The following is a 19,475-nucleotide window of genomic DNA, read 5'->3' as shown; positions in this document are numbered from 1 at the left end:
TTGGCGCTTGGCGTGATCCGAGGCCTTGCCGACGAAGGCGTGCGTGTGTCCGATGGCGTGAAGGACCGCGTATCCATTGGCCTGCTTGCACGATGCCTCCCGCATTTCACCTGATCGTTTGGTGTAGGGTTTTGTTATGCATGGGTTTTTCAGGAAACTTGCGGCCTTGTCCGTAGCGGTGCTGTGCTGTTCCGGTTGCGGTGCGACCGTCGTCGGCGGCGACGGCGGTGCGGCTCCTTCGGCCGAGGCGAATGGAAGCGTCAAAGTGGACGAAGGGTCCGCGCCGTCGGGAACCCAACTGACGTATATGGGATATACGGATACGGTCACGTTGACCGATTCGTATGTCGCGACGCTGAAGGACGACGCGGCATGGACGCACGCCGATTTCATTCGTGAAGTCATCGCCGACCGCAGGATCACGGCGGACGAAATGAACGAGGCTGAACGTCGCTCGATCAACTGCTATGCGCAATACGGGCTCAAGGTCGGTGTCGACTACTGGTTCGGAGATAACGGAGGAGGGTTGGTGGAGAAGGAAAACGACCGATATACGCAGGAGCAGCGAGCCGATATCAGCACGACATGCGGCCTAGATACGGGATATGAAAGCATCAAGGAAGTGTATTACCAGGCGGTACGCAACCCCGACGACGTCGACTTGGAACCATACCGATTCCAGTGCTATCAAGAGCAAGGTCTGCTGGATGCCGGATACACCTACGACGAATTTGAACGGCTGGTGGACAATGGCACCAGTCCGCTGTCCGATTACGACTCGTTGGACGAGGCCAGTCCGACCAAGCGGCAGTTAGACCAATGCGTCAACGATCCGCTGCATCATATCGCGCATTCGCCGTTGACCGGCAGGTGAGACCGATGTTCCGGTTGAGGAAGCATGTCGTCGGCGACGGTGAACACTACGGGAACGATGATCCCGGGAGACGGTCGCGTGCCGGCAGGAAACGGATGCCGGGCCGCCAGATGACCGCGCTGCTGGCCGTCTCCTGCATATTGCTTGGCGCAGGGACCGCGTCGATCATCGTCGCCCCGCATACGCCGCGATCATTGTCCGCCGCCGACCCAAACGCCTCGATCGCCATCGAACGCAGAACGACGGACGACGCCCGTTCGATCACCATCGACGCCGAGGAGATCGCCATGCCGCCGGTCACCGCACCGCGATCCGGCATGGTCACTGCATCGTCATGCGAGCCGGGAGCCGTGCTCTCATCAGGCACATCGCTGGTATCTATCGACGGGCGAGGCGTATTGATGCTGGCCGCCAAACAACCGTTCTGGCGCGACCTACCGGTGGGTGCCCGCGGTGAGGACGCGGCATCACTGAACGATGCGCTGACGGCAATACGAGCCGGAACGCTTTCCGGCGACACGATCACGAACGACACCATCGAGGCATTCAAAACCGTGTCCGCCAACGTCGGCCATCCGCTGCCGGATGACTATACGACGATCCGTACTACGGACATGGCATGGCTGCCTGCCGACACGGTGAGCGTGGCGACATGTCCCGCCGTACTCGGCCAGGAACTACAGCAAGGCGAGCCGATCGCCGTATTGCCCGCTGTCGCAGGATCGGCCAAGGCGGAAAGCCTGCCATCGGGCGTCGCCTCGGGCAAACGCGTGGTATTGGCTGGTGACGAACGGCTCAACATCAGTGACACGGGAGAGATCTCCGACCTCACGTCGTTTTCTCGTTCCCTGCCGTTTCTGTCAAGCGGTTCTCAGAACGGGGTACGCAAGATCAGCGTGCAATGGGCGTTGCGTACACCGGTGGAAGTGGGCGTGGTGCCGGCCTCGGCCATCGGCACGACCCCCGGCAGCGACAGCCAGGCGTGTGTGGTGATCGATGGCCGTGCACTACCGGTGCGCGTCGTCGGCTCGATGCTTGGCCGGTCCTATATCCAGACCATGGATGGCACCGTACCGGACGGCGACGTACGGCTTGCGCCCAACGTCGGGGGATGCTCATGACTGAGGATGCGGAGCCGTGCGTCGTGCTGAGCGAAGTGGGCTATGCGTATGATCCGGGACGGTTCCTGTTCCGGCATGTGAACGCCGAACTTGATGCCGGACGCGTGCATGCGTTGGTAGGGCCGTCCGGATGTGGCAAGAGCACGATGCTGGCCCTGCTTGCCGGATGGCTGACGCCGGCGGAGGGGAAGGTGGAACAACGTGGAATCAGTTCGTTCAACTGGGTGCCGCAAAAACCGATCGGTGTGTCCCGACGCAGCGTGATCGACCATGTCGTGCTGCCGATGATGGTGCATGGACTGCCGCGCAGTACCGCAGAGGGCCATGCGTGGGTCATACTGCGGCGCTTTGGCCTGGCGCAGATTGCGAGGCACGATTACGGAAGCCTGTCCGGCGGCGAGGCGCAGCGGCTGATGCTGGCGCGAGCCGTGGCCACATCCTGCGACATGCTGCTGGTGGACGAACCCACCGCGTCCCTCGACCGTGCCAGCGCGCGCACGGTGATCTCCTGCATTCGGGAGCTGTCGGCGCTCGGATGCGTCGCGGTCGTCGCCACACATGACGGCGAACTGCGATCCGCCTGCGACGATGTACTCGATTTAGGGGCATTGGAATGAACGGCGCAGGCAATCGGAATCATCGGATGTCCCATAGGTCTGCGGAACATCGCAACCGACCGTGGCTTTGGCCACTGTCCGAAGCGTCGCGAGACCTTCACTGTTCGGTCGGCAACCCACTGTTGTGGTTCGTGGCCGCGGTCATCATCCTGTTGCTATGTTGCGGATCCGATGCGCTCAACGTGCGGCAGCTACTCGACGGGTCCGCCGCATACCGTCGTGCGGGAGGCGACATCATGATCGTCAACGCTCCGGAACGCATCGACGGTGCGGCATGCGGCAACCTGACATCCATTTCCGGCGTCCAAGGCGCGATGGCGATACGCGTCACGGAGCCGGTCACCGTTCTGGCATTGCCTGACGCACCCTATGTTGCGTACGAAACATCCTCCGATCCATCGCCGATCCTCGACGTTGAGGGCAGTCGTGGCCTGATCGTCGCGCGTGGCATCGCCGACCGGCTCGGCCTTGGTGTCGGCGACAAACTGCATATGCGCAATGGCGGCGGCATGACCGTGACCGGCATCTATGACTGGCCGAATGACGGACGCCAGCCGCAGTATGCAAGCGTGATGTTCGTCGATACGCCGGCGAGCGAACGCAGTGGCATGTTCGACAGTTGCTGGGTGCGCGCGTGGCCGATGACCGCTTCGATACGCGACGCGCTGTACGCCGCGGTCGCCGATGCCGGAACGGATGCTCCGGGCATCGCGGACGTGATCTTGCCCACGAACCTCAACCCTCTGTTGTCGTCCACTCCGCCGGATTCCGAGGACTATACCGAGCGGCCGAGTCGATTCGCGCCGCTGATCGCGTTGATCGTGTTCGCCGCGATCGGTGCGGTATGCGTGCGCACGAGACTGGTCGAGCTGGCGATGGAACGGCACTTCGGCGCCGGTGTGGCGCAGATCGCCTTGCATGTCGCGGCCACGGTGTCGGGATGGATGCTGCCTGCGTGCTTGAGTGTCGGCGGACTGCTGGCGATGGTGCTCGCTCCGTCGGCCTCCGGAACGAGCGACGCGTTGACGATCTGGTGTGATGTGGCGCTGCGAGGCATGATCGCCGCCTATTGCGGCGTGATATTGGGCGTCATCGCCACGGCGTCGATGATTCGCGTCGATTCGCTGCCTCGTCTGGTGCGCGAGACATGACATGACGGATACGCTGTGATGCCGTTAATGACTGTTTGCCGGTGAGCTGCCGTGATATGCGCGCAGTTGCCGCGATATCCGTCACGATAGCACGCTGGAGGCGCGGGGAATAAGCCGGTAGGGGATCGATTCGTGCGAGGTTGGGGGAATGGGCTCGCCTTTGGCCCGGGCCTCGACCATGGCGATCATGCGCCGCATCACCGTGCGGGCCATCGCAGGTACGTCCATTTCGACCGTCGTCAGCGGCGGATTCGTATATTTCGTCATCTCAATGCCGTCGAAGCCGGTGATCTTCGCCATGCCCGGCACTGCCACGCCGGCCGCCGCCAGCGTGCCGAGCGCGCCCAACGCGATCACGTCCGACAGACAGACGATGCCGACGCACCGGCCGGCGGCGACATCCGCCTTCCACGCGGGATCATCCAGCATGAGCCGCGTCGCATCGCGTCCGCCGGCCATCGTCCATTCGCAGTCCATGCGCTGTGCGGCCGCCAGTTCAATGCCGTGCGCACGCAGCGTCTCCTCGATCGCCGCCGTGCGCCGTACGCCGAACCCCTTGCCGGTCTCATGCGCCGATGACTGGCCGGACGGACGCTGCGCGCCGAAGATGCGGAACGAACGGCAACCCTGCCGCCACAGGTGTTCCACAGCCTCCGTCACGCCGTCGACGCAGGCGGTGTCCATCGAATCGACGCGGGTGAACGACGCGCAATCGCCGATGACCAGCGCCGGCTTGCCCTGCACATGGCCGATCACCTGATCCTCGGTGATGTTCGGAGCATCGAGGATGATGCCGTCGTACACCAGTCCCGGATCGGGGCGGATCGCGCGGATCTCCTCGCGTTCGGAACTCGACGACTGGCGCACCACGGCCTGATAGCCGTGCCGGACGGCCTCCTGTGTGAGATATTTGGCGATGCGCGCATGAAACGGCACCTCGAAATCGTCGACCACGACTTGGATGATGCCGCTGCGACGGTTGCGTAGCATCATGGCCGCCGCATTCGCCTGATAGCCCATCTCGCGCGCCACCTGACGGATGCGCTCGCGGTTCGCCGTGCTCACGTTCGGCTTGCCGCGCAACGCGTTGGACACGGTCATCTGCGAAAAGCCGGTCGCCTTGGCGATATCGGCCAAGGTGACCGGCGTCGACATATCCGCGGAATCGGCCGCGTGCTCGTGCTGCTCGTTCATATCGTTCATCTTAAACGACCTGCATGCGTCGAAGCGGCACATGCAGGTCGTGTCATGGTCAATCGCGGTCGGTGACGGATCGCTCGCAGGTTACTTGCGGGTCACGGTCAGCAGCGAGACGGCGTGCGTCGGCATCGCGAACCGCAGCGTGGCCGCGGCCTCGCCGGCCGGCACTGTCACGGTCCGCTCCGGCCCCAGCTCCTGCAGTGCGCCGGCCTTGCGGATACGGTCGTACTGTTCGCCCTGCGGATACTTCGGACTGCCTTCGGCCAGCCACAGCGTGTGCGCGTTCGAATGGTCGTGGTCGATGCGCTGGTGGGTCACGTGGTACTGCCCGGGCTTCAGGCCGTCGATCGTGAGCGCCACCTCGTGGCTCTCGTGCAGGTCGACGTCGTCGCAGTGCGAGTAGACGAGCACGCGCAGCGCGTCATCGGCTGCGTCATCGTCGTCGCGTCCGCCGCGCGTCGCCACGCCGGCGATCACCGTCTGCGCGCCCTCGCCGGTGTACGTGGTCGGCGTCTTCTCGTCGAAATCGGCGACCAGCCTGCGGTCGAACGATCCGTCGGCCTCGCAGTCGCTGTGCAACGCGACCGTGCGCCCACCCAGCTGCGAGAACATGCGGAACGTGTTCATCACCGGCTTGTCGATGCCCAGCGTCGAGAACGTGCGCGTGCCGGCGAAACACTCCTCCTGCGGGAACATGAACGCCCATGCGAGCGGGCGTACCGTCACGCCGCGGCTCACGCACAGCTCGTGCAGACGCGTGTACGCGGCCGCCACCCACGACGCGTAATACTCGGTGTTGCGGAAGCGCATGTTCGGGTTGTCGGCGATGCCGCCCGCCGCCCAACCGTCAGGATCGGCCTCCGAAATCACGACCTCTCGGTCGGCGAAGCCCTCGTCGCGAATCACGTCCAGCGCGAGTTCCGTCTGATGGACAAGGCTGCCCACGCTCGGTACCGACTTGGCGGCCATGTCGTCGCTCGGCAGCAGCGCGCCCTTTGCATGGAACGTGATGAAATCGAGCCGTGCGCCGGTGCCGCCCGTGCAGGAGTTATGCCCCTCGCGGCAGTGCGCGAGGAAGGCCTGCATGAGCCGCCGACCGCCGTTGTGCAGGTAGACGCTCGTGCAGGCGGGGCCGGAGAGCCTGGCCGAGGGGAGCGCCTCGTGCAGTGCGTGCTCGGTGTAGTCGAACAGCTTGCAGTATTCCTCGTCGGTGCCGGCCCAGTAGAAGATGTCCGGCTCGTTCCACAGTTCGAAATACCAGGTCTTGATCTCGTCTTCGCCGTACCGTTCGGCCAAGTGCCGTGCGACGGTGAGCATGAAGTCATGCCACTTGTCGTAGCTTTCCGGCGGATACGTCCAGCCGACCTCGCGGTAGTGGTTCACGCCGCCCAGCTCGGGCTGCTCCTTGTACTTTGGATCGGCGAGCTTCTCGGGCATGAAGCCGAGTTCGACGAACGGCTTGTTGCCGGTGGCGAGGATCGTGTCGAGGATGAGGTCGTAGTACGTGAAGTCATAGATCGCGTTGCCGTTCGCGTCCTCGCGGTAGATGTTCGACGAGCCGAACTTCTGCGTGCCGTGGCAGCTGCCGTTGCAGAACATGAAATGCGTGCGCACGTAGTATGGCGCGTCGGGCATCGCACCGAACTTGGCGAGCAGTTCCTTGCCTTCGGGCATGTACGTGTAGTTGCACTCGTCGTAGCCGATGTAGCGCCAGGAACGGTCGAGCGTGCCGGTGAGTTGCGCGGCATCGACGGTGATATGGCAGGTGGTCATGATGATTCTCCTTGGTTTGATTGGATGGTTGGTGGACGTTTTGTGGTTGGTGGACGTTTTGTGGTTGCGGACGGTCTGCGGCGTACCGGAGGCCGATTCGTGGCGGGGGCTATTGCATGAGCATGTGGAGTGCGGTCATGAGGACCATGGCGGTGATGCTGGTGGTGGCGAGCGTGAAGCCGGCGAGTCTGGCGTTGCCGAGCACGCGGTCGGTGAACAGCGTGCAGAACACGGCGGTCGGCGCGAAGCACATGAGCGCCACGGCCTGACGCGTCACCGGGTCGAGCGGCAGCAGGAACCACGCGGCCAGGGCGAAGAGCACGCCGAACGGGATCCTCCAGCCGATCACCTGCATGAGGTCGCGCACGTCGTCGCGGCTGCCGGGCAGTTCCATGAGCATGCCGACCATGAGCATCGAACAGAACGGGTTCGCGTCCGCCAGCGGCGTGAGCACGTCGGCCAGCGGCGTCGGGATCGGCAGGTCGAATAGCACGACGATGGTCATGATCATGTACATGTCGAACGGGCCGGACTTGAGAAAGCCGAGCATGATCGCCTTGAATTGCGCGAGCCGTGCGGCGCGGCGGCCGGCCTTCGTGGCCGGTCGGGGAGGCGCGGGCAGGGTCGGCGCGTCCCCGGCGTGCTGTTCGGTGATCGGCCGGCCCGGGTCGACGTGCAGGAGCGTGGTGGTCATCACGTTGCTGCCGGCGGTGGTCATGACCGCGTTGCCGATGTCCATCATCGCGCCGGTCACGATCGCGCCGGAACCGTAGAACGCCTGCAGCAACGGGAAGCAGAAGTTGCCGATGTTGTAGCCGGACGAGTTGAGCATGAGAAACGCGCGCTCCGCGACCGGACGTCTGCGCGTGGCCCAGAACACGAACGGCACCGGCACGAACGCGGCGAGGAAGCCAAACAGCGTGACCCACAGCAGGTCCACGCTGTGCGGGTTCGTCGCGAACGAGACGAGGATCGCCGCCGGCAGCGTCACATCGAACACCACGACCTGCATGATGCGGTAGTCCTTCGCCCCGAACAGGCCGACACGCTTGAGCAGATAGCCGATCAGGATGATCAGCAGAAACGTCAACGGTTTCATCAGCTGGCCCACGAGTCTCTCCTTTGACGTGCGTGAACAGTCACGCCTTACTCAACAACTGTGTTTTACGTTAAACCTAATGACGGGCGATGTCAAGCTCGCGTGGCTGCGCGTTGGTCGGATCCCCATGTGCTGCAACCAATTCGGCGCCGGGCGTCCGTTGAGCAAACGGGCGGCGACGGGAAGCCTTGGTGGAGTCCGGCATCGGGCGTTGCCGAGATGTTCATGTCCCATTCAACAAATTCTTACACCATGTAAAAATTTGTATCGTATATTTGGTCTTGCAAGGTGAACGACAAGAGGAAAGAGAATCCCATGAAACACCTGAGCAAAACCATCGCAGCCATCGCCGTCATGGCTGCCGCGGCCATGATCTTGGCCGGCTGCACGCAGGCCGGCGCAGCGACCGCGAACAAGGAGCATCCTGACTGGCCCGACCACATCGTCGTCGCCCAGATGCCCAATGAGAACAACCCGGGCACGGACGGCGAACACGAGAAGTTCGCGCAAGCCATGGAGAAGGCTCTTGGCATCAAGGTCGACAGCTTCGACAACGCCGACTACACCGCGGGCGTCGAGGGCATGGCCAACAAGAAGGTCGACGTCATGCTCGTCAGTCCGATGAGCTACTTCCAGGCCAAGGAGCGGGCCGGAGCCGAACTGCTCGTGTCCACGCCGACCGCTGAGGATTACCACACCGCGTTCATCACCAATGCGGACAGGGGCGATATCAACAGTCTCAAGGATCTCAAGGGCAAGTCGTTCGCGTTCGTCGATCAGGCGTCCTCGTCCGGCTACCTGTACCCGAAGGCGTACCTTGTCAAGAAACTCGGCCTTGACCCCGACAAGCTCGAATCCGGCGGATACTTCTTCAGCACCGTCGCGTTCTCCGGCAACCACACCACCTCCGCCAAGGGCGTCGAAATGGGCGACTACGACGCCGCCGCGGTCGCGGCCAGCGTGATGACCCAGATGGAGAAGGCCGGCCAGCTCGACGCGTCGAAGATCAAGGTCATCGACAAGACCGACACCATCCCGAACCCCGCGTATGTGGTGCGCAAGGACCTGCCCGCTGACCTCAAGGCGAAGCTCAAGGAGTTCTTCCTCTCCTACGACGACCCCGAATACTTCGAGACCGTTCACGGCAGCAAGGACATCAGATTCGTGCCCGTCACCGAGGACGACTACAAATCCTCGAAGGAACTCCTCGACCTGCTCCATATCGACCTCGGGAGCAAATGATGGGCAAGGACACGCTCCTGTCCATACGGCACCTGTCGAAGACCTACGATGGCAAAACCAAGGCGTTGGACGATGTGAACGCCGACTTCGCCAAGGGCGAGTTCGTCGTAGTCATCGGTCCCTCGGGCGCCGGCAAATCCACGTTCATCCGATGCATCAACAGGATGATCGACCCCACCTCCGGCAGCATGGTCTTCGACGGTGTCCACATGGAAACTCTCAAAGGGCGGGCGCTCAGAATCGAACGTAGCCACATCGGCATGGTGTTCCAGGACTACAACCTCATCGACCGTACCAGCGTTATCAAAAACGTGCTGCACGGTTGCCTCGGCCGGATGACGTTCGCTCGCAGTCTGCTCGGACTCTATGCTCGCGACGACATCCGCGAGGCCGCCGAACTCCTCGAACACACCGGTCTCAGGGACCAGATGCACAAAAGGGCCGGCGACCTATCCGGCGGGCAGAAACAAAGGGTCGGCATCTGCCGGTCGCTCATCCAGCACCCCAAACTCCTGCTCGCCGATGAACCCATCGCGTCCCTCGACCCGAAATCGGCCCACGTCGTCATGGACTCGCTCGTCGAGGCCACCGGGGAGCGCAATCTCACCTGCCTGGTCAACCTCCACCAGGTCGACTTCGCCAAACGATACGCAACCCGCATCATCGGCATCAAACAGGGGCGCATCGTCTACGACGGATCCCCAAGGGGACTGGACGACAAGACCATCGCCTCCATCTACGAAGGCAAGGAGGAGCAAATGACGCTGCAGGGGGCCAGACCATGAACCCGACGATCAGCGAGCGTCTTGGCCGATACCGGGGGAGCTTGACTGCGGCCGGTCTGCTCGCCGCCTTCCTGGCCGCCCTCGCATACCTCGAGGTCAAACCCGTCGACATCGTATCCTCGTTCCCGCAATTCGCGGTCTTCTTCGCCCGCAAGTTCCTCCCTCCCGACTTCACGAACATCGCGCACTACCTGCCATACGCGATTCAGACCGTGCTCTTCGCCGTTGTTGGCACCTACCTGTCGACACTGCTCGCCCTGGCTTTGGGCATCCTCATGAGCGAGGCCGCGAACCCGTTCAAACCGCTGCGATGGCTCGCGCGGGCGATAGCATCCCTCATGCGCAACATCCCCGTCCTCGTATGGGCCAGCCTGTTCGTCTACGCGTTCGGAGTCGGCAACATCGTCGGCCTGCTCGCCCTGACGGTCTCATCTCTCGGCTTCCTCGCGCGTAGCTACGGTGAAAGTCTGACCGAACTGTCCGGACGCGCCGGCGAAGCGCTGGCCGCGACCGGGGCAAGCCGCGCGCAGATCCTCTGGCACGGCCTGATGCCCATGTTCATGCCCGCGTTCGTCAACTGGACCCTCTACTCGTTCGAGCTCAACATCCGTGCCTCCACCATCCTCGGCATGGTGGGCGCCGGAGGCATCGGCGTGCAGATCCAAACCGCCATCAGGCTGTTTAAATACCGGGAAGCCTTGGCGATCATGATCATCGTCATCGCCATCGTTCTGATCACCGAACTCATGACGAACACGATAAGGTCGAGCATCAAATGAACGATAACATCACCATCACCAGTCCCGCCACCATCGCAAGACGAACCCTCGCGGCCATCGCATTAATCGCCGTGTTCGCGGTGAGCCTGTGGGGCGTCGGCCTCGATATCGGCAAATTCACCAAACGCCTGGGCAACTTCGGCAGCGTGGCGCGACGCATGATCGCGTTCGCACCCGCCAAAATACCCGAAATCGTCCTGCAAACCCTCATCAGCATCAGCCTCGCGTTCGCGGCGCTCGTCATCGGCGCCCTCATCGCCTACGTGCTCGCCACGTTCGCGGCACGCAACACCACGCCATGTCCCATACTGGCCGCGGCCATCAAGGCCGTGATCGCCGTCATCAGGGCCGTTCCCATGCTCGTATGGGTGCTCATCGTCGTGGCCGCCGTCGGATTCGGCAACACCGGCGGCGTCATCGGACTGCTGTTCCCGACGGTCGGATACCTGACCCGCAGCTTCGTATCAGCACTCGAAGAGGACGGGGACCGCCACATCGAGGCGTTGAAGGCGACCGGCGCGAGATGGCACGACATCACGCTCAAAGGCGTGACACAATCCGTCATGCCGAAGCTGATCGCATGGGTCGCGATCTGCTTCGAAACCGATGTAGCCGCGGGCATATCCCTGGGCATGCTCGGCGTCACCGGCGTGGGAAGCATGCTCAACAAGGCCATCATGCGCTTCGACTACGCGGAGATCAGCACGATCATCGTCGTCGTCTACCTGACCATGATGCTCTTCGAAGCCCTCTCGCTCACAATCCGCAAGGCCATGAAAACCGACTGACATAGAAAGGAACACAAGACATGCGATCCGCGACACCGCTGCGACGCATACCGCTCGAGAACTCATGCAACGTACGCGACCTGGGGGGATACCCCACCTCGGACGGGCTGGCCACGCGATGGGGAAGATTCCTGCGCGGGGGAGACCAGTCCACGCTCAGCCCCGCCGACGTGGCCACCCTCCGCGACTACGGGATCCGCTCGGTTATCGACCTGCGCTCCGAGGAGGAAACCGTCAGACACCCGGACGTGATGAAAGACGATCCCGACATCGACTACCATCACATATCGTTCATGGTCGGCGACATCGACGACGCGACCGTCAAACTCAGAGACCGGGGCAACGCGTATACGATCGGCGACTTCTATGTCCAACTGCTTGACCAGCGCAAGGACGTCGTCAGGAACCTCATCGAATACATCGGCGACAAGGCGCCCGCCGGGGCCATACTTTTCCACTGCGCGGCCGGCAAAGACCGCACCGGCGTGCTGTCAATGCTCCTGCTGATGATCGCCGGCGTGCAGGTCGCTGACATCGAAGCCAACTACCAGACCACGCAGTCGTACATCCTCAACGACCAACGGTTCCTTGACTCGATTGCCTCCGACTATCCGATAGACATGGACGACATCCCGCCCGAAATGCTGTCGAACGCGAACACCATCCGCCAAGCCTACGAATACGTCGACGGATACGGATCCGTCGAGGCGTACCTGCACGCGTGCGGCGTGGGAGACGACACCGTGAACCGGGTGCGCGCACGCCTCGTCGACGAATAGACGCTCCCAAGGGCTCACGCCCTGACCGAATCCAGCATCCACGTCATCTGGGTGCGCAGCACGTCCACCGGATCCACGCCGTACTTCACCGGGATCGCCCGGCGGCTCTTGAAACACACGGCCATGCACGACGACACCCCATACGCGAACGACACGACGGTGGTCGTCGGATCGAGGGAACCTTTTACGCTCCCGTCGTGAAAATCCACGAAATAGCGCATGATCCCGCCCGGGCGGATCCCCGACGTGTTGTAGGGATTGTCCCAGAACGTGGCATGCGGATCCTCGCTGGCCCGGATGTACTTGCTCATGAAGATGTCCTGGGCCAGTAGATAACGCTCGTTCCCGTCGAACGTCTTATACATGACCTCGACGTAGGCGACGAATCGGTGATACGTGTCCGGCGCTGCGGTCAGTCGTTCCGTCAGCTCCTTCATGCATGAGGACTGCAAGCGGTAATACACCGCCCAGAAGATATCCTCTTTGGTATTGAAATACCGGTAGACGGTGGGCCTGGAAACACCGCTGGCCCGGGCGATGTCGGAAATGGACACGACATCCACGCCGTCCCGCAGGAACAGATCCTCGGCGCAGTCGAGAATCAGATCCGACTGACGCTGCCCATGCCGCACATATTCGCCCATGACCCCTCCATATCAAAACCGATGCCAAATATTATACGACTTGTAAAAGATTGGCCGGAAAGTCGCGCCAGGGGCGAAAGGCGTGCGAGCCGTAATTCCTCCTGCGCGTCAGGTTCTCTTATTCAGGCGATGCCGTTTCGGTCTCTGCCCAGCCTTGTTGAACACCCTGTGCCGGACATGTCGTGCTAATGCCTGGTTTTCGCCTTGCACCCCGGGCGCTGCCGGACCCTAGATGAATCGCGGTGTGCGCGTGGTGTGCGGGACGGTCGTCTTCTTTGCTCCTCCGCAGGTGATTTCTGCGCCTTGGATCGTATTTCCTGACCTGCTCGCGGTTGTCCGGAATGCAATCCATTGGTCTGCTATGAAGGCCATGAAGCGTAGGCGCTCACGATCGCCTTTGCGCAGTGCGAGTGGCTCGTTGCAGGCCGCGATGCTGGGAGGACGTGCCCTATGCCTGCCGAGAACATATGTTTTCGAAATCGCTTACCGAGACTGTCGATCGAGGATTGATGTGGAGATGCGTGCTGCCGTCGGCGTTTCTGTGATTTGCCCAACAGGTTGCCGGTGTGTATATTGGTAAGCAATGGAAAGCGCTTACCGAAAAGCTGTGCGACGGATCGCCGCCGGTCGGCATCGGCTGAGCGCAAGACAGAAGACCGTGACTGCAAAGCCGCAATCAATGAAAGGAAACGAACGGACATGGCAGACAAGACCATCGGCGTGATTCTGAACGGTGCGACCGGACGCATGGGATACCGGCAGCACCTGTGCCGCTCCATCCTGCCCATCATCGAACAGGGAGGCGTGGAACTCGCGGACGGCTCTCGCGTCCAGCTCGATCCGATCCTCGTCGGACGCCACGAATCCAAACTCAAAGAAGCCTCCGAGAAGCACGGCGGCCTCAAGTACACCACTGACCTCGACTCGGTGCTCGCCGACCCGGCATACCCGCTGTACGCCGACTTCCTCGTCACCTCCGCCCGACCGGACGCGATCAAGAAGGCCATCGCCGCCGGCAAGGACATCTACACCGAAAAGCCGATCGCCGAAACCTATGAGGACGCGCGCGAACTCGTCGAACTGGCCGAGAAGGCCGGCGTCAAGACCGGCGTCGTGCACGACAAACTGTTCCTGCCCGGCCTGTTGAAGCTGCGCCGCCTGATCAACTCCGGCTTCTTCGGACGCATCCTGTCGGTGCACGGCGAATTCGGCTACTGGGTGTTCGAAGGCGACTGGCGCGCATCGCAGCGCCCGAGCTGGAACTACAAGAAGGAACTCGGCGGCGGCATCATCTCCGACATGTTCCCGCACTGGAACTACGTGATCGAGGGCCTGTTCGGCCACATCAAGTCCGTCTACGCCGAGGCGAAGACCGAGATCCCCGAACGCTGGGACGAGCAGGGCAACAAGTACGACGCTACCGCCGAGGATGCCGCCTATGCGATCTTCGAACTGGACAACGGCATCACCGTGCAGATGAACTCCTCGTGGAACACGCGCGTCTACCGCAACGAACTGCTCGAATTCCAGATCGACGGCACGCGCGGCTCCGCTGTCGTCGGCCTGTTCGGCGCGGAGATCCAGGTGCGCGACGTCACCCCGAAGGCGTTCTGGAACCCGGACGTGCCGGATCCGCACGACTATATGGCCGGCTGGCAGGAGATCAACACCGACGAGACGTTCGAGAACGGCTTCAAGGCGCAGTGGGAGGAATTCATCCGCTCGCTCGCCGAAGGCACCGACTACCCGTACGACTTCGCCTCCGGCGCGCGCGGCGTGCGGCTGGCCGAACTCGGCTACGAATCCGCCGCCAAGGGTGCGAAGGTGCTGGTTCCGGAAGGCCGTTACTGATCCGCTGATCGGCGTGGTCGGCGACGCGAGACGAGGGGCCGACTTCGCAATGTGCGCGCGATCACGATGCCCGCGCGCACATTGCGAAGTCCGGTTCGTTGGATTGACGTATGGGATTGCTGCATGGAAGGGAATGATATGACTGCATTCACATTGATCGACAAGAACGGCGCGACGCGCACGGTCGAGGCGAACCCGGCCACCGCGTTCGCCAAGCCGACGCGCCCGCTCACCTCGCGCGTCGCCTACGCGGCGGCGCACGTCGTGCCGCTCGCATGGGCAGACAACACGCCGGGCCGGCCGGCCGAAGTCGACTGGGATGCGACGATCGGCTTCCGTCGCATGGTCTGGTCGTGGGGCCTCGGCGTCGCCGACTGTATGGACACCGCGCAGCGCAATCTCGGCATGGACTGGGCCGCCACCGCCGAGCTTATGCGCCGTTCCGGTGCGGCCGCCCGTGAATACGCGGCCAAGGAAGGCTGGGGCAGAAGCGTCGCCGACCTCGTGTCGGTCGGTGTCAACACCGACCAGCTCAAGCAGGGCGGCGACTATACGCTCGCCCAGATCGTCGACGCCTATCTCGAACAGCTGAACGTGTGCGAGGAGGCCGGCGACGGTCCGGTCATCATGTGCTCGCGTCACCTGTGCCGCACCGCACGGTCCGCGGCCGACTACATCACGGTGTACGACGAAGTGATCGGCGCGGCCAAGCAGCCGGTCATCCTGCACTGGCTCGGCGAGGTCTTCGACGCGCAGCTGCACGGCTACTTCGGCTCTTCCGACTGGCATGAGGCGTCCAAGACCGTGCTCACCATCATCGAACACAATCCGGGCAAGGTGCGCGGCGTGAAGATGTCGCTGCTCGACGCCGACTCCGAACGCTACATGCGCGCTATGCTGCCCGAAGGCACGATGATGCTCACCGGCGACGACTTCCACTACGTCGACCTCATCAAGGACGCGGAGCAGGACGACCCGCGCACCGGCGGCCGCGTCGTCATGCATTCCAACGCGCTGCTTGGCGCGTTCAGCGTGCTCGCCCCGCACGCCTCCGCCGCCATCCAGGCATTGGATCGCGGCGACGAAGCGGAATACCTGCGCATCCTCGAACCCACGCAGGCGCTCGCCCAGCAGGTGTTCGTCCATCCGACCGAGTTCTACAAGACCTCCGTCTCGTTCATGAGCTGGCTCAACGGCCACCAGCCCGTCTTCCAGATGGTCGGGGGGCTGCAGTCCGCGCGCAGCCTGCCGAACCTGAGCCGCGTCGTCGAACTTGCCAACGACTGCGGTGCGTTCGAGCAGCTCGAACTCGCCGCCGAACGCTGGAACGCGTTCCTCGCCATCAACGGGATTCGCTGATCGGCGTTATGTCGGCCGATGACGAAGCGGCGGAAGGAAACCGCTGCAAAGATGTCTCCGCTCGCTGACGCTCGGTCGACATGACAGTAATTCCAACGCTCGGCAGACGTGACAATCATTGAAAGGATGTTGCAATCATGACCAATCCGATTCTGTCCATGAACCAGGCGACGATCAAGCACGCCGACCTGAAGCAGACCATCGACACGCTCACCAAGGCCGGATACCAGAGCGTCGGCCTGTGGCGCGAGCCGGTCGAGGCCGTGGGCCTCAAGGAAGCCGTCAAGATGGTCGCCGACTCCGGCCTGCGCGTGTCCACCATGTGCCGCGGCGGCTTCTTCACCATGCCCGAAGGCCCGGCCCGCCGCGCCTCCATCGACGACAACCGCAAGCTCATCGAGGAGACCGCCGCGTTCGGCTGCAAGGCGCTCGTGCTCGTCGTCGGTGGACTGCCAGAAGGCTCCAAGGACCTCGCCGGCGCACGCGGCCGCATCGAGGACGCGCTGTTCGAACTCGAGAAGGACGCGCTCGATGCCGGCGTCACGCTCGCCATCGAACCGCTGCACCCGATGTACTGCACCGACCGCGCGTGCGTGTCCACGCTCGGCCAGGCGCTCGACATCGCCTCGTCGTTCGATCCGAAGGCCGTGGGCGTGACCGTCGACACGTTCCACATCTTCTGGGATCCGCAGGTGCTCGATTCGATCGCACGAGCGGGCCGCGAAGGCCGCATCGCCACCTATCAGGTGTGCGACTACCGCACGCCGTTCGAGAAGGACGTGCTGCTGAGCCGTCACTACATGGGTGAGGGCATGATCGACTTCAAGCCGCTGACCGAAGCCGTGGCCGCCACCGGCTGGCGCGGCGACATCGAATGCGAGATCTTCAACCAGACCGTGTGGAACACGCCGTTCGACGAGGTCGCCAAGCGCGTCTCCGACGCGTTCGACCGGGAAGTGGCCCCGTACTGGCCGGTGCACTGATCCACGCCATCGTAGTGTGGTAACCTCGTATGCCGAAATGGGCGAAATCGAATTCGATTTCGCCCATTTCGGCATACTGGAGCCTGTCCATATACCGCGCAAAACGGACGGGAAAGACCTGAGTGGCGTATCCTCGCTCAAGGTTGCGGCAACTTGGCCGCAAGTATCGGAGGAGGGCTGCTGTGGTCGCGGGATTTTCGATATTGACGTTGTTGCTGATCCTGCTGGCCGGCGTCGGCGCGGGATTCGTCGGCTATGCGGTGGGCGCGTCCTCGCTCGTCTCCTATCCGGCGCTGCTTGCGCTCGGCATCCCACCGGTGCTGGCCAACGCCACCAATACGGTCGGCGTGGTCGGCACCGGCATCGGTGGGATGTTGGGCGCGCGCAAGGAGCTCAAGGGTCAGACGCTGCGTTCCGTCGTATACATTGCGATCGGCGCGGTGGGCGGCGTATTGGGCGCGATCCTGCTGCTCGCCCTTGACCCGAAGGTGTTCGAATACCTCGCGCCGGCATTGATCCTGTTCAGCTCGCTGGTGATCGCGTTCAACCCACGCGGGCGCATGCAGGCCAAGCAGGCCGCCGCGGCGGCGCAAGCGCAATTGGAAGGCAAGACGCCGGGCGCTCTGGACCAGCCCGTCCAGCCGTTGCGCGACGACAAATGGTGGGTGTGGCTCGGCGTGGTCGCCGTGGCCGTCTACAGCGGCTACTTCGGCGCCGGTGCCGGCACCGTCGCGCTGGCGGTGCTCGACGCGGCCAAGATCGGCCCGTTCCACAAGATCAACGCGCTGAAGACGCTGATCGGCACGGGCGCGAACATCACCGCGTCCGTCGTGTTCATCGTGCGCGGCGTGGTTGATTGGCCGGCCGCGATCATGCTGTGCATCGGCTGCTTCATCGGCGGCTACATCGCGCCGCCGATCACGCGGCACATCCCCGCGAACGTCATGCGCGTCGCCGCCGTCATCGCCGGCATCGTGCTGACGATCGATCTCGGCATCAAGACGTACTGAGCCGTGCCGGAAGCATGTTGTCGAACATGTCTTCCGAACGCTGATCGCATACAAAAATCGGGAGGGCGGCACCGCTGGTCAGGCGGTGCCGCCCTCCCGTCATAGAGGAAAGGGAGAGGTAAGTCGGATCACTGCGCGTTCTTGACCGCGGTGGCGATGGACACCGCCGGGTCGAGGAACGGGATGAGCGTGGACTGGAACGCGTGGTACAGGTCGGACTTGCCCGGCCACACGGTGCCGATCACGTGGTTGTCCTTGTCGAGCTGATGGAACCACGAGCCTCCCTCGTGATCGATCACATGCTCGTCGACGTACTGCGCGAACGTGGCGTACCACTGCGCGTACTCGTCCTTGCCAGTCGCCGCGTAGAGCGTCGCGGACGTGTTGAGCGACTCGGCCAGCGTCCAGTGCATGCGGTCGGTGACCACCGGCTTGCCGTTCCAATCGGTCGTGTACGCGAGGCCCACGGTGCCGTCCGCGTTCCACGCGTCGACCACGGCGCGGGCGAACAGGTGCTCGGCAGCCTCGATGTAGGGGGCTGCGCCGTCGAGGTTCGCGAACGAGCTGAGTGCCCACTGCGTGATCAGACGCGCCCATTCGATGCCGTGGCCCGGGGTGGCGCCGTACGGCTTGAACTGGTCGTCCTTCTTGTCGGCGTTGAACTCGAGCTCGACGGTCCAGTCGGAGGCGAAGTGCTCCGGGATGCGCCACTCGTTGTCCTTGGCCCAGCCGATCACATGGTCGATGATGCGGCCGGCGCGCACGCGGTAGGAGTTGTCGCCGGTGGCGTCGGCCACGGCGAGGAACGCCTCGGTGGTGTGCATGTTCGCATTAAGGCCGCGGTATGGATCGAGCTCGGTGAACTCGGTGTTCCACGTATCGACCGCTAGGCCGATCTTCTCATCCCAGAAGTGCTTGTCGTAGGTCGCCAGCGCCTCGTCGAGCAGCTCCTTGGCGCCCGGGCGGCCGGCCAGCAGCGCGGAGGACGCGGCGAGGATCACGAACGCGTGCGCGTAGCAGACCTTGCCCGGCTCCGGGGTGCCGTCCTCATGCACCTGCGGGTACCAGCCGCCGTTCTCGTCGTCGTGCAGCACGCCCGTCAGGCCATTGAGCGCCTTGTCGGCCAGCTCGCCCGCACCCGGGTAGCCCAGCATCTCGCCGATCGAGTAGACGTGCGCCATGCGGCTGGTAATCCACGTCTCCTCGCCGTGCGACGGGTCGATCGTGCCGTCGGAGTTCAGCCAGCCGGAGCCGCCGACCGCGGCCGGGAAGCCCTTACCGAAATTCAGCAGCTCATACGTTTCGGACGCCATGAAGATGCGGTTGGCCTCGGTGTCGAGCGTGTACTTGGGATTGGTGCTCATATCTTTCCTTCCTTGGATGGAGTGACGGTCTCGCGCGTCCGGCGCTGCCCGGTCGC

Annotated in this window: 18 protein-coding genes; 13 read left to right on the top strand and 5 right to left on the bottom strand. The window is 63.2% G+C overall.

What is annotated here, in order from left to right; genetic code table 11:
- Nucleotides 1-166 precede the first annotated feature (166 nt).
- The 4 genes from KIH76_RS00920 to KIH76_RS00905 all read left to right on the top strand — a co-directional run bounded on the left by KIH76_RS00920 (nucleotide 167) and on the right by KIH76_RS00905 (nucleotide 3,763).
- Nucleotides 167-874, top strand: a complete 708-nt coding sequence (locus KIH76_RS00920) for a hypothetical protein (protein ID WP_219068769.1) — start codon at nucleotides 167-169, stop codon at nucleotides 872-874.
- Nucleotides 875-969: 95 nt separating this feature from the next.
- Nucleotides 970-1,995: a hypothetical protein gene (locus KIH76_RS00915; protein ID WP_219068767.1), complete on the top strand. Its 1,026-nt coding sequence runs from the start codon at nucleotides 970-972 to the stop codon at nucleotides 1,993-1,995.
- Entirely contained in the window at nucleotides 1,992-2,612 is a 621-nt protein-coding gene (locus KIH76_RS00910) for an ATP-binding cassette domain-containing protein (protein WP_219068765.1), read from the top strand. The genes KIH76_RS00915 and KIH76_RS00910 overlap by 4 nt, the downstream gene beginning before the upstream one ends.
- Nucleotides 2,613-2,743: 131 nt before the next feature.
- Nucleotides 2,744-3,763 (top strand): hypothetical protein, encoded by a 1,020-nt coding sequence (locus tag KIH76_RS00905; RefSeq protein WP_219068763.1) that lies wholly within the window; start codon nucleotides 2,744-2,746, stop codon nucleotides 3,761-3,763.
- A gap of 81 nt (nucleotides 3,764-3,844) precedes the next feature.
- Here KIH76_RS00905 and KIH76_RS00900 read toward each other — a convergent pair whose 3' ends face one another.
- The 3 genes from KIH76_RS00900 to KIH76_RS00890 all read right to left on the bottom strand — a co-directional run bounded on the left by KIH76_RS00900 (nucleotide 3,845) and on the right by KIH76_RS00890 (nucleotide 7,847).
- Nucleotides 3,845-4,966, bottom strand: coding sequence for a LacI family DNA-binding transcriptional regulator (locus tag KIH76_RS00900; RefSeq protein WP_219068761.1), 1,122 nt, complete (start codon nucleotides 4,964-4,966; stop codon nucleotides 3,845-3,847).
- An 81-nt stretch (nucleotides 4,967-5,047) separates the two neighbouring features.
- Nucleotides 5,048-6,736, bottom strand: a complete 1,689-nt coding sequence (locus KIH76_RS00895; RefSeq protein ID WP_219068759.1) for a GH39 family glycosyl hydrolase — start codon at nucleotides 6,734-6,736, stop codon at nucleotides 5,048-5,050.
- Nucleotides 6,737-6,845: 109 nt separating this feature from the next.
- Nucleotides 6,846-7,847 (bottom strand): AEC family transporter, encoded by a 1,002-nt coding sequence (locus tag KIH76_RS00890; RefSeq protein WP_219068757.1) that lies wholly within the window; start codon nucleotides 7,845-7,847, stop codon nucleotides 6,846-6,848.
- A gap of 303 nt (nucleotides 7,848-8,150) precedes the next feature.
- Here KIH76_RS00890 and KIH76_RS00885 point away from each other — a divergent pair, with 303 nt between their 5' ends.
- Genes KIH76_RS00885 through KIH76_RS00865 form a run of 5 tightly spaced genes read left to right on the top strand, consistent with a single transcriptional unit; the run spans nucleotide 8,151 to nucleotide 12,208 of the window.
- Nucleotides 8,151-9,077: a phosphate/phosphite/phosphonate ABC transporter substrate-binding protein gene (locus tag KIH76_RS00885; protein ID WP_219068755.1), complete on the top strand. Its 927-nt coding sequence runs from the start codon at nucleotides 8,151-8,153 to the stop codon at nucleotides 9,075-9,077.
- Nucleotides 9,074-9,862: a phosphonate ABC transporter ATP-binding protein gene (phnC, locus tag KIH76_RS00880; RefSeq protein ID WP_219068753.1), complete on the top strand. Its 789-nt coding sequence runs from the start codon at nucleotides 9,074-9,076 to the stop codon at nucleotides 9,860-9,862. Before KIH76_RS00885 ends, phnC begins: the two co-directional genes overlap by 4 nt.
- Complete coding sequence (gene phnE / locus KIH76_RS00875; RefSeq protein WP_219068751.1) at nucleotides 9,859-10,641, top strand: phosphonate ABC transporter, permease protein PhnE; 783 nt, start codon at nucleotides 9,859-9,861, stop codon at nucleotides 10,639-10,641. The genes phnC and phnE overlap by 4 nt, the downstream gene beginning before the upstream one ends.
- Nucleotides 10,638-11,429 carry a PhnE/PtxC family ABC transporter permease gene (locus KIH76_RS00870; RefSeq protein ID WP_219068749.1) on the top strand — a complete coding sequence of 264 codons (792 nt, stop codon included), beginning with the start codon at nucleotides 10,638-10,640 and terminating at the stop codon, nucleotides 11,427-11,429. The genes phnE and KIH76_RS00870 overlap by 4 nt, the downstream gene beginning before the upstream one ends.
- 20 nt (nucleotides 11,430-11,449) lie before the next feature.
- Nucleotides 11,450-12,208, top strand: a complete 759-nt coding sequence (locus KIH76_RS00865) for a tyrosine-protein phosphatase (protein WP_219068747.1) — start codon at nucleotides 11,450-11,452, stop codon at nucleotides 12,206-12,208.
- Nucleotides 12,209-12,222: 14 nt separating this feature from the next.
- Here the strand turns inward: KIH76_RS00865 and KIH76_RS00860 are convergent, their stop codons facing one another.
- Nucleotides 12,223-12,852, bottom strand: a complete 630-nt coding sequence (locus KIH76_RS00860) for a TetR/AcrR family transcriptional regulator (protein WP_219068745.1) — start codon at nucleotides 12,850-12,852, stop codon at nucleotides 12,223-12,225.
- 699 nt (nucleotides 12,853-13,551) lie between these two features.
- On the opposite strand from KIH76_RS00860, the gene KIH76_RS00855 reads away from it, so the two are divergent.
- The 4 genes from KIH76_RS00855 (at nucleotide 13,552) to KIH76_RS00840 (ending at nucleotide 18,055) form a co-directional block, all read left to right on the top strand.
- Nucleotides 13,552-14,703, top strand: coding sequence for a Gfo/Idh/MocA family protein (locus KIH76_RS00855; protein WP_219068743.1), 1,152 nt, complete (start codon nucleotides 13,552-13,554; stop codon nucleotides 14,701-14,703).
- A 138-nt stretch (nucleotides 14,704-14,841) separates the two neighbouring features.
- Nucleotides 14,842-16,062 (top strand): DUF993 family protein, encoded by a 1,221-nt coding sequence (locus tag KIH76_RS00850; protein ID WP_219068741.1) that lies wholly within the window; start codon nucleotides 14,842-14,844, stop codon nucleotides 16,060-16,062.
- Nucleotides 16,063-16,199: 137 nt separating this feature from the next.
- Complete coding sequence (locus KIH76_RS00845; RefSeq protein ID WP_219068739.1) at nucleotides 16,200-17,045, top strand: sugar phosphate isomerase/epimerase family protein; 846 nt, start codon at nucleotides 16,200-16,202, stop codon at nucleotides 17,043-17,045.
- A 182-nt stretch (nucleotides 17,046-17,227) separates the two neighbouring features.
- A complete protein-coding gene (locus tag KIH76_RS00840) occupies nucleotides 17,228-18,055 on the top strand; it encodes a sulfite exporter TauE/SafE family protein (protein ID WP_219068737.1) in 828 nt (275 codons plus the stop codon).
- Between the two features lie 128 nt (nucleotides 18,056-18,183).
- On the opposite strand, the gene KIH76_RS00835 is transcribed toward KIH76_RS00840, so the two are convergent.
- Nucleotides 18,184-19,419 (bottom strand): AGE family epimerase/isomerase, encoded by a 1,236-nt coding sequence (locus KIH76_RS00835; RefSeq protein WP_219068735.1) that lies wholly within the window; start codon nucleotides 19,417-19,419, stop codon nucleotides 18,184-18,186.
- Nucleotides 19,420-19,475: the final 56 nt, after the last annotated feature.

It is taken from the genome of Bifidobacterium simiiventris, assembly GCF_019331715.1.
Taxonomy (GTDB): Bacteria; Actinomycetota; Actinomycetes; order Actinomycetales; family Bifidobacteriaceae; genus Bifidobacterium; species Bifidobacterium simiiventris.
This window is presented reverse-complemented; position numbering and strand designations above follow the sequence as displayed.

Excerpts from the sequence above, each read along its gene's own strand:
- KIH76_RS00885 (WP_219068755.1), top strand. The coding sequence starts at position 8,151 with ATGAAACACCTGAGCAAAACCATCGCAGCCATCGCCGTCATGGCTGCC.
- KIH76_RS00855 (WP_219068743.1), top strand. The coding sequence starts at position 13,552 with ATGGCAGACAAGACCATCGGCGTGATTCTGAACGGTGCGACCGGACGC.
- phnC (WP_219068753.1), top strand. The coding sequence starts at position 9,074 with ATGATGGGCAAGGACACGCTCCTGTCCATACGGCACCTGTCGAAGACC.
- KIH76_RS00845 (WP_219068739.1), top strand. The coding sequence starts at position 16,200 with ATGACCAATCCGATTCTGTCCATGAACCAGGCGACGATCAAGCACGCC.
- KIH76_RS00910 (WP_219068765.1), top strand. The coding sequence starts at position 1,992 with ATGACTGAGGATGCGGAGCCGTGCGTCGTGCTGAGCGAAGTGGGCTAT.
- phnE (WP_219068751.1), top strand. The coding sequence starts at position 9,859 with ATGAACCCGACGATCAGCGAGCGTCTTGGCCGATACCGGGGGAGCTTG.
- KIH76_RS00865 (WP_219068747.1), top strand. The coding sequence starts at position 11,450 with ATGCGATCCGCGACACCGCTGCGACGCATACCGCTCGAGAACTCATGC.
- KIH76_RS00850 (WP_219068741.1), top strand. The coding sequence starts at position 14,842 with ATGACTGCATTCACATTGATCGACAAGAACGGCGCGACGCGCACGGTC.
- KIH76_RS00860 (WP_219068745.1), bottom strand. The coding sequence starts at position 12,852 with ATGGGCGAATATGTGCGGCATGGGCAGCGTCAGTCGGATCTGATTCTC.
- KIH76_RS00895 (WP_219068759.1), bottom strand. The coding sequence starts at position 6,736 with ATGACCACCTGCCATATCACCGTCGATGCCGCGCAACTCACCGGCACG.
- KIH76_RS00900 (WP_219068761.1), bottom strand. The coding sequence starts at position 4,966 with ATGAACGATATGAACGAGCAGCACGAGCACGCGGCCGATTCCGCGGAT.
- KIH76_RS00835 (WP_219068735.1), bottom strand. The coding sequence starts at position 19,419 with ATGAGCACCAATCCCAAGTACACGCTCGACACCGAGGCCAACCGCATC.
- KIH76_RS00915 (WP_219068767.1), top strand. The coding sequence starts at position 970 with ATGCCGGGCCGCCAGATGACCGCGCTGCTGGCCGTCTCCTGCATATTG.
- KIH76_RS00870 (WP_219068749.1), top strand. The coding sequence starts at position 10,638 with ATGAACGATAACATCACCATCACCAGTCCCGCCACCATCGCAAGACGA.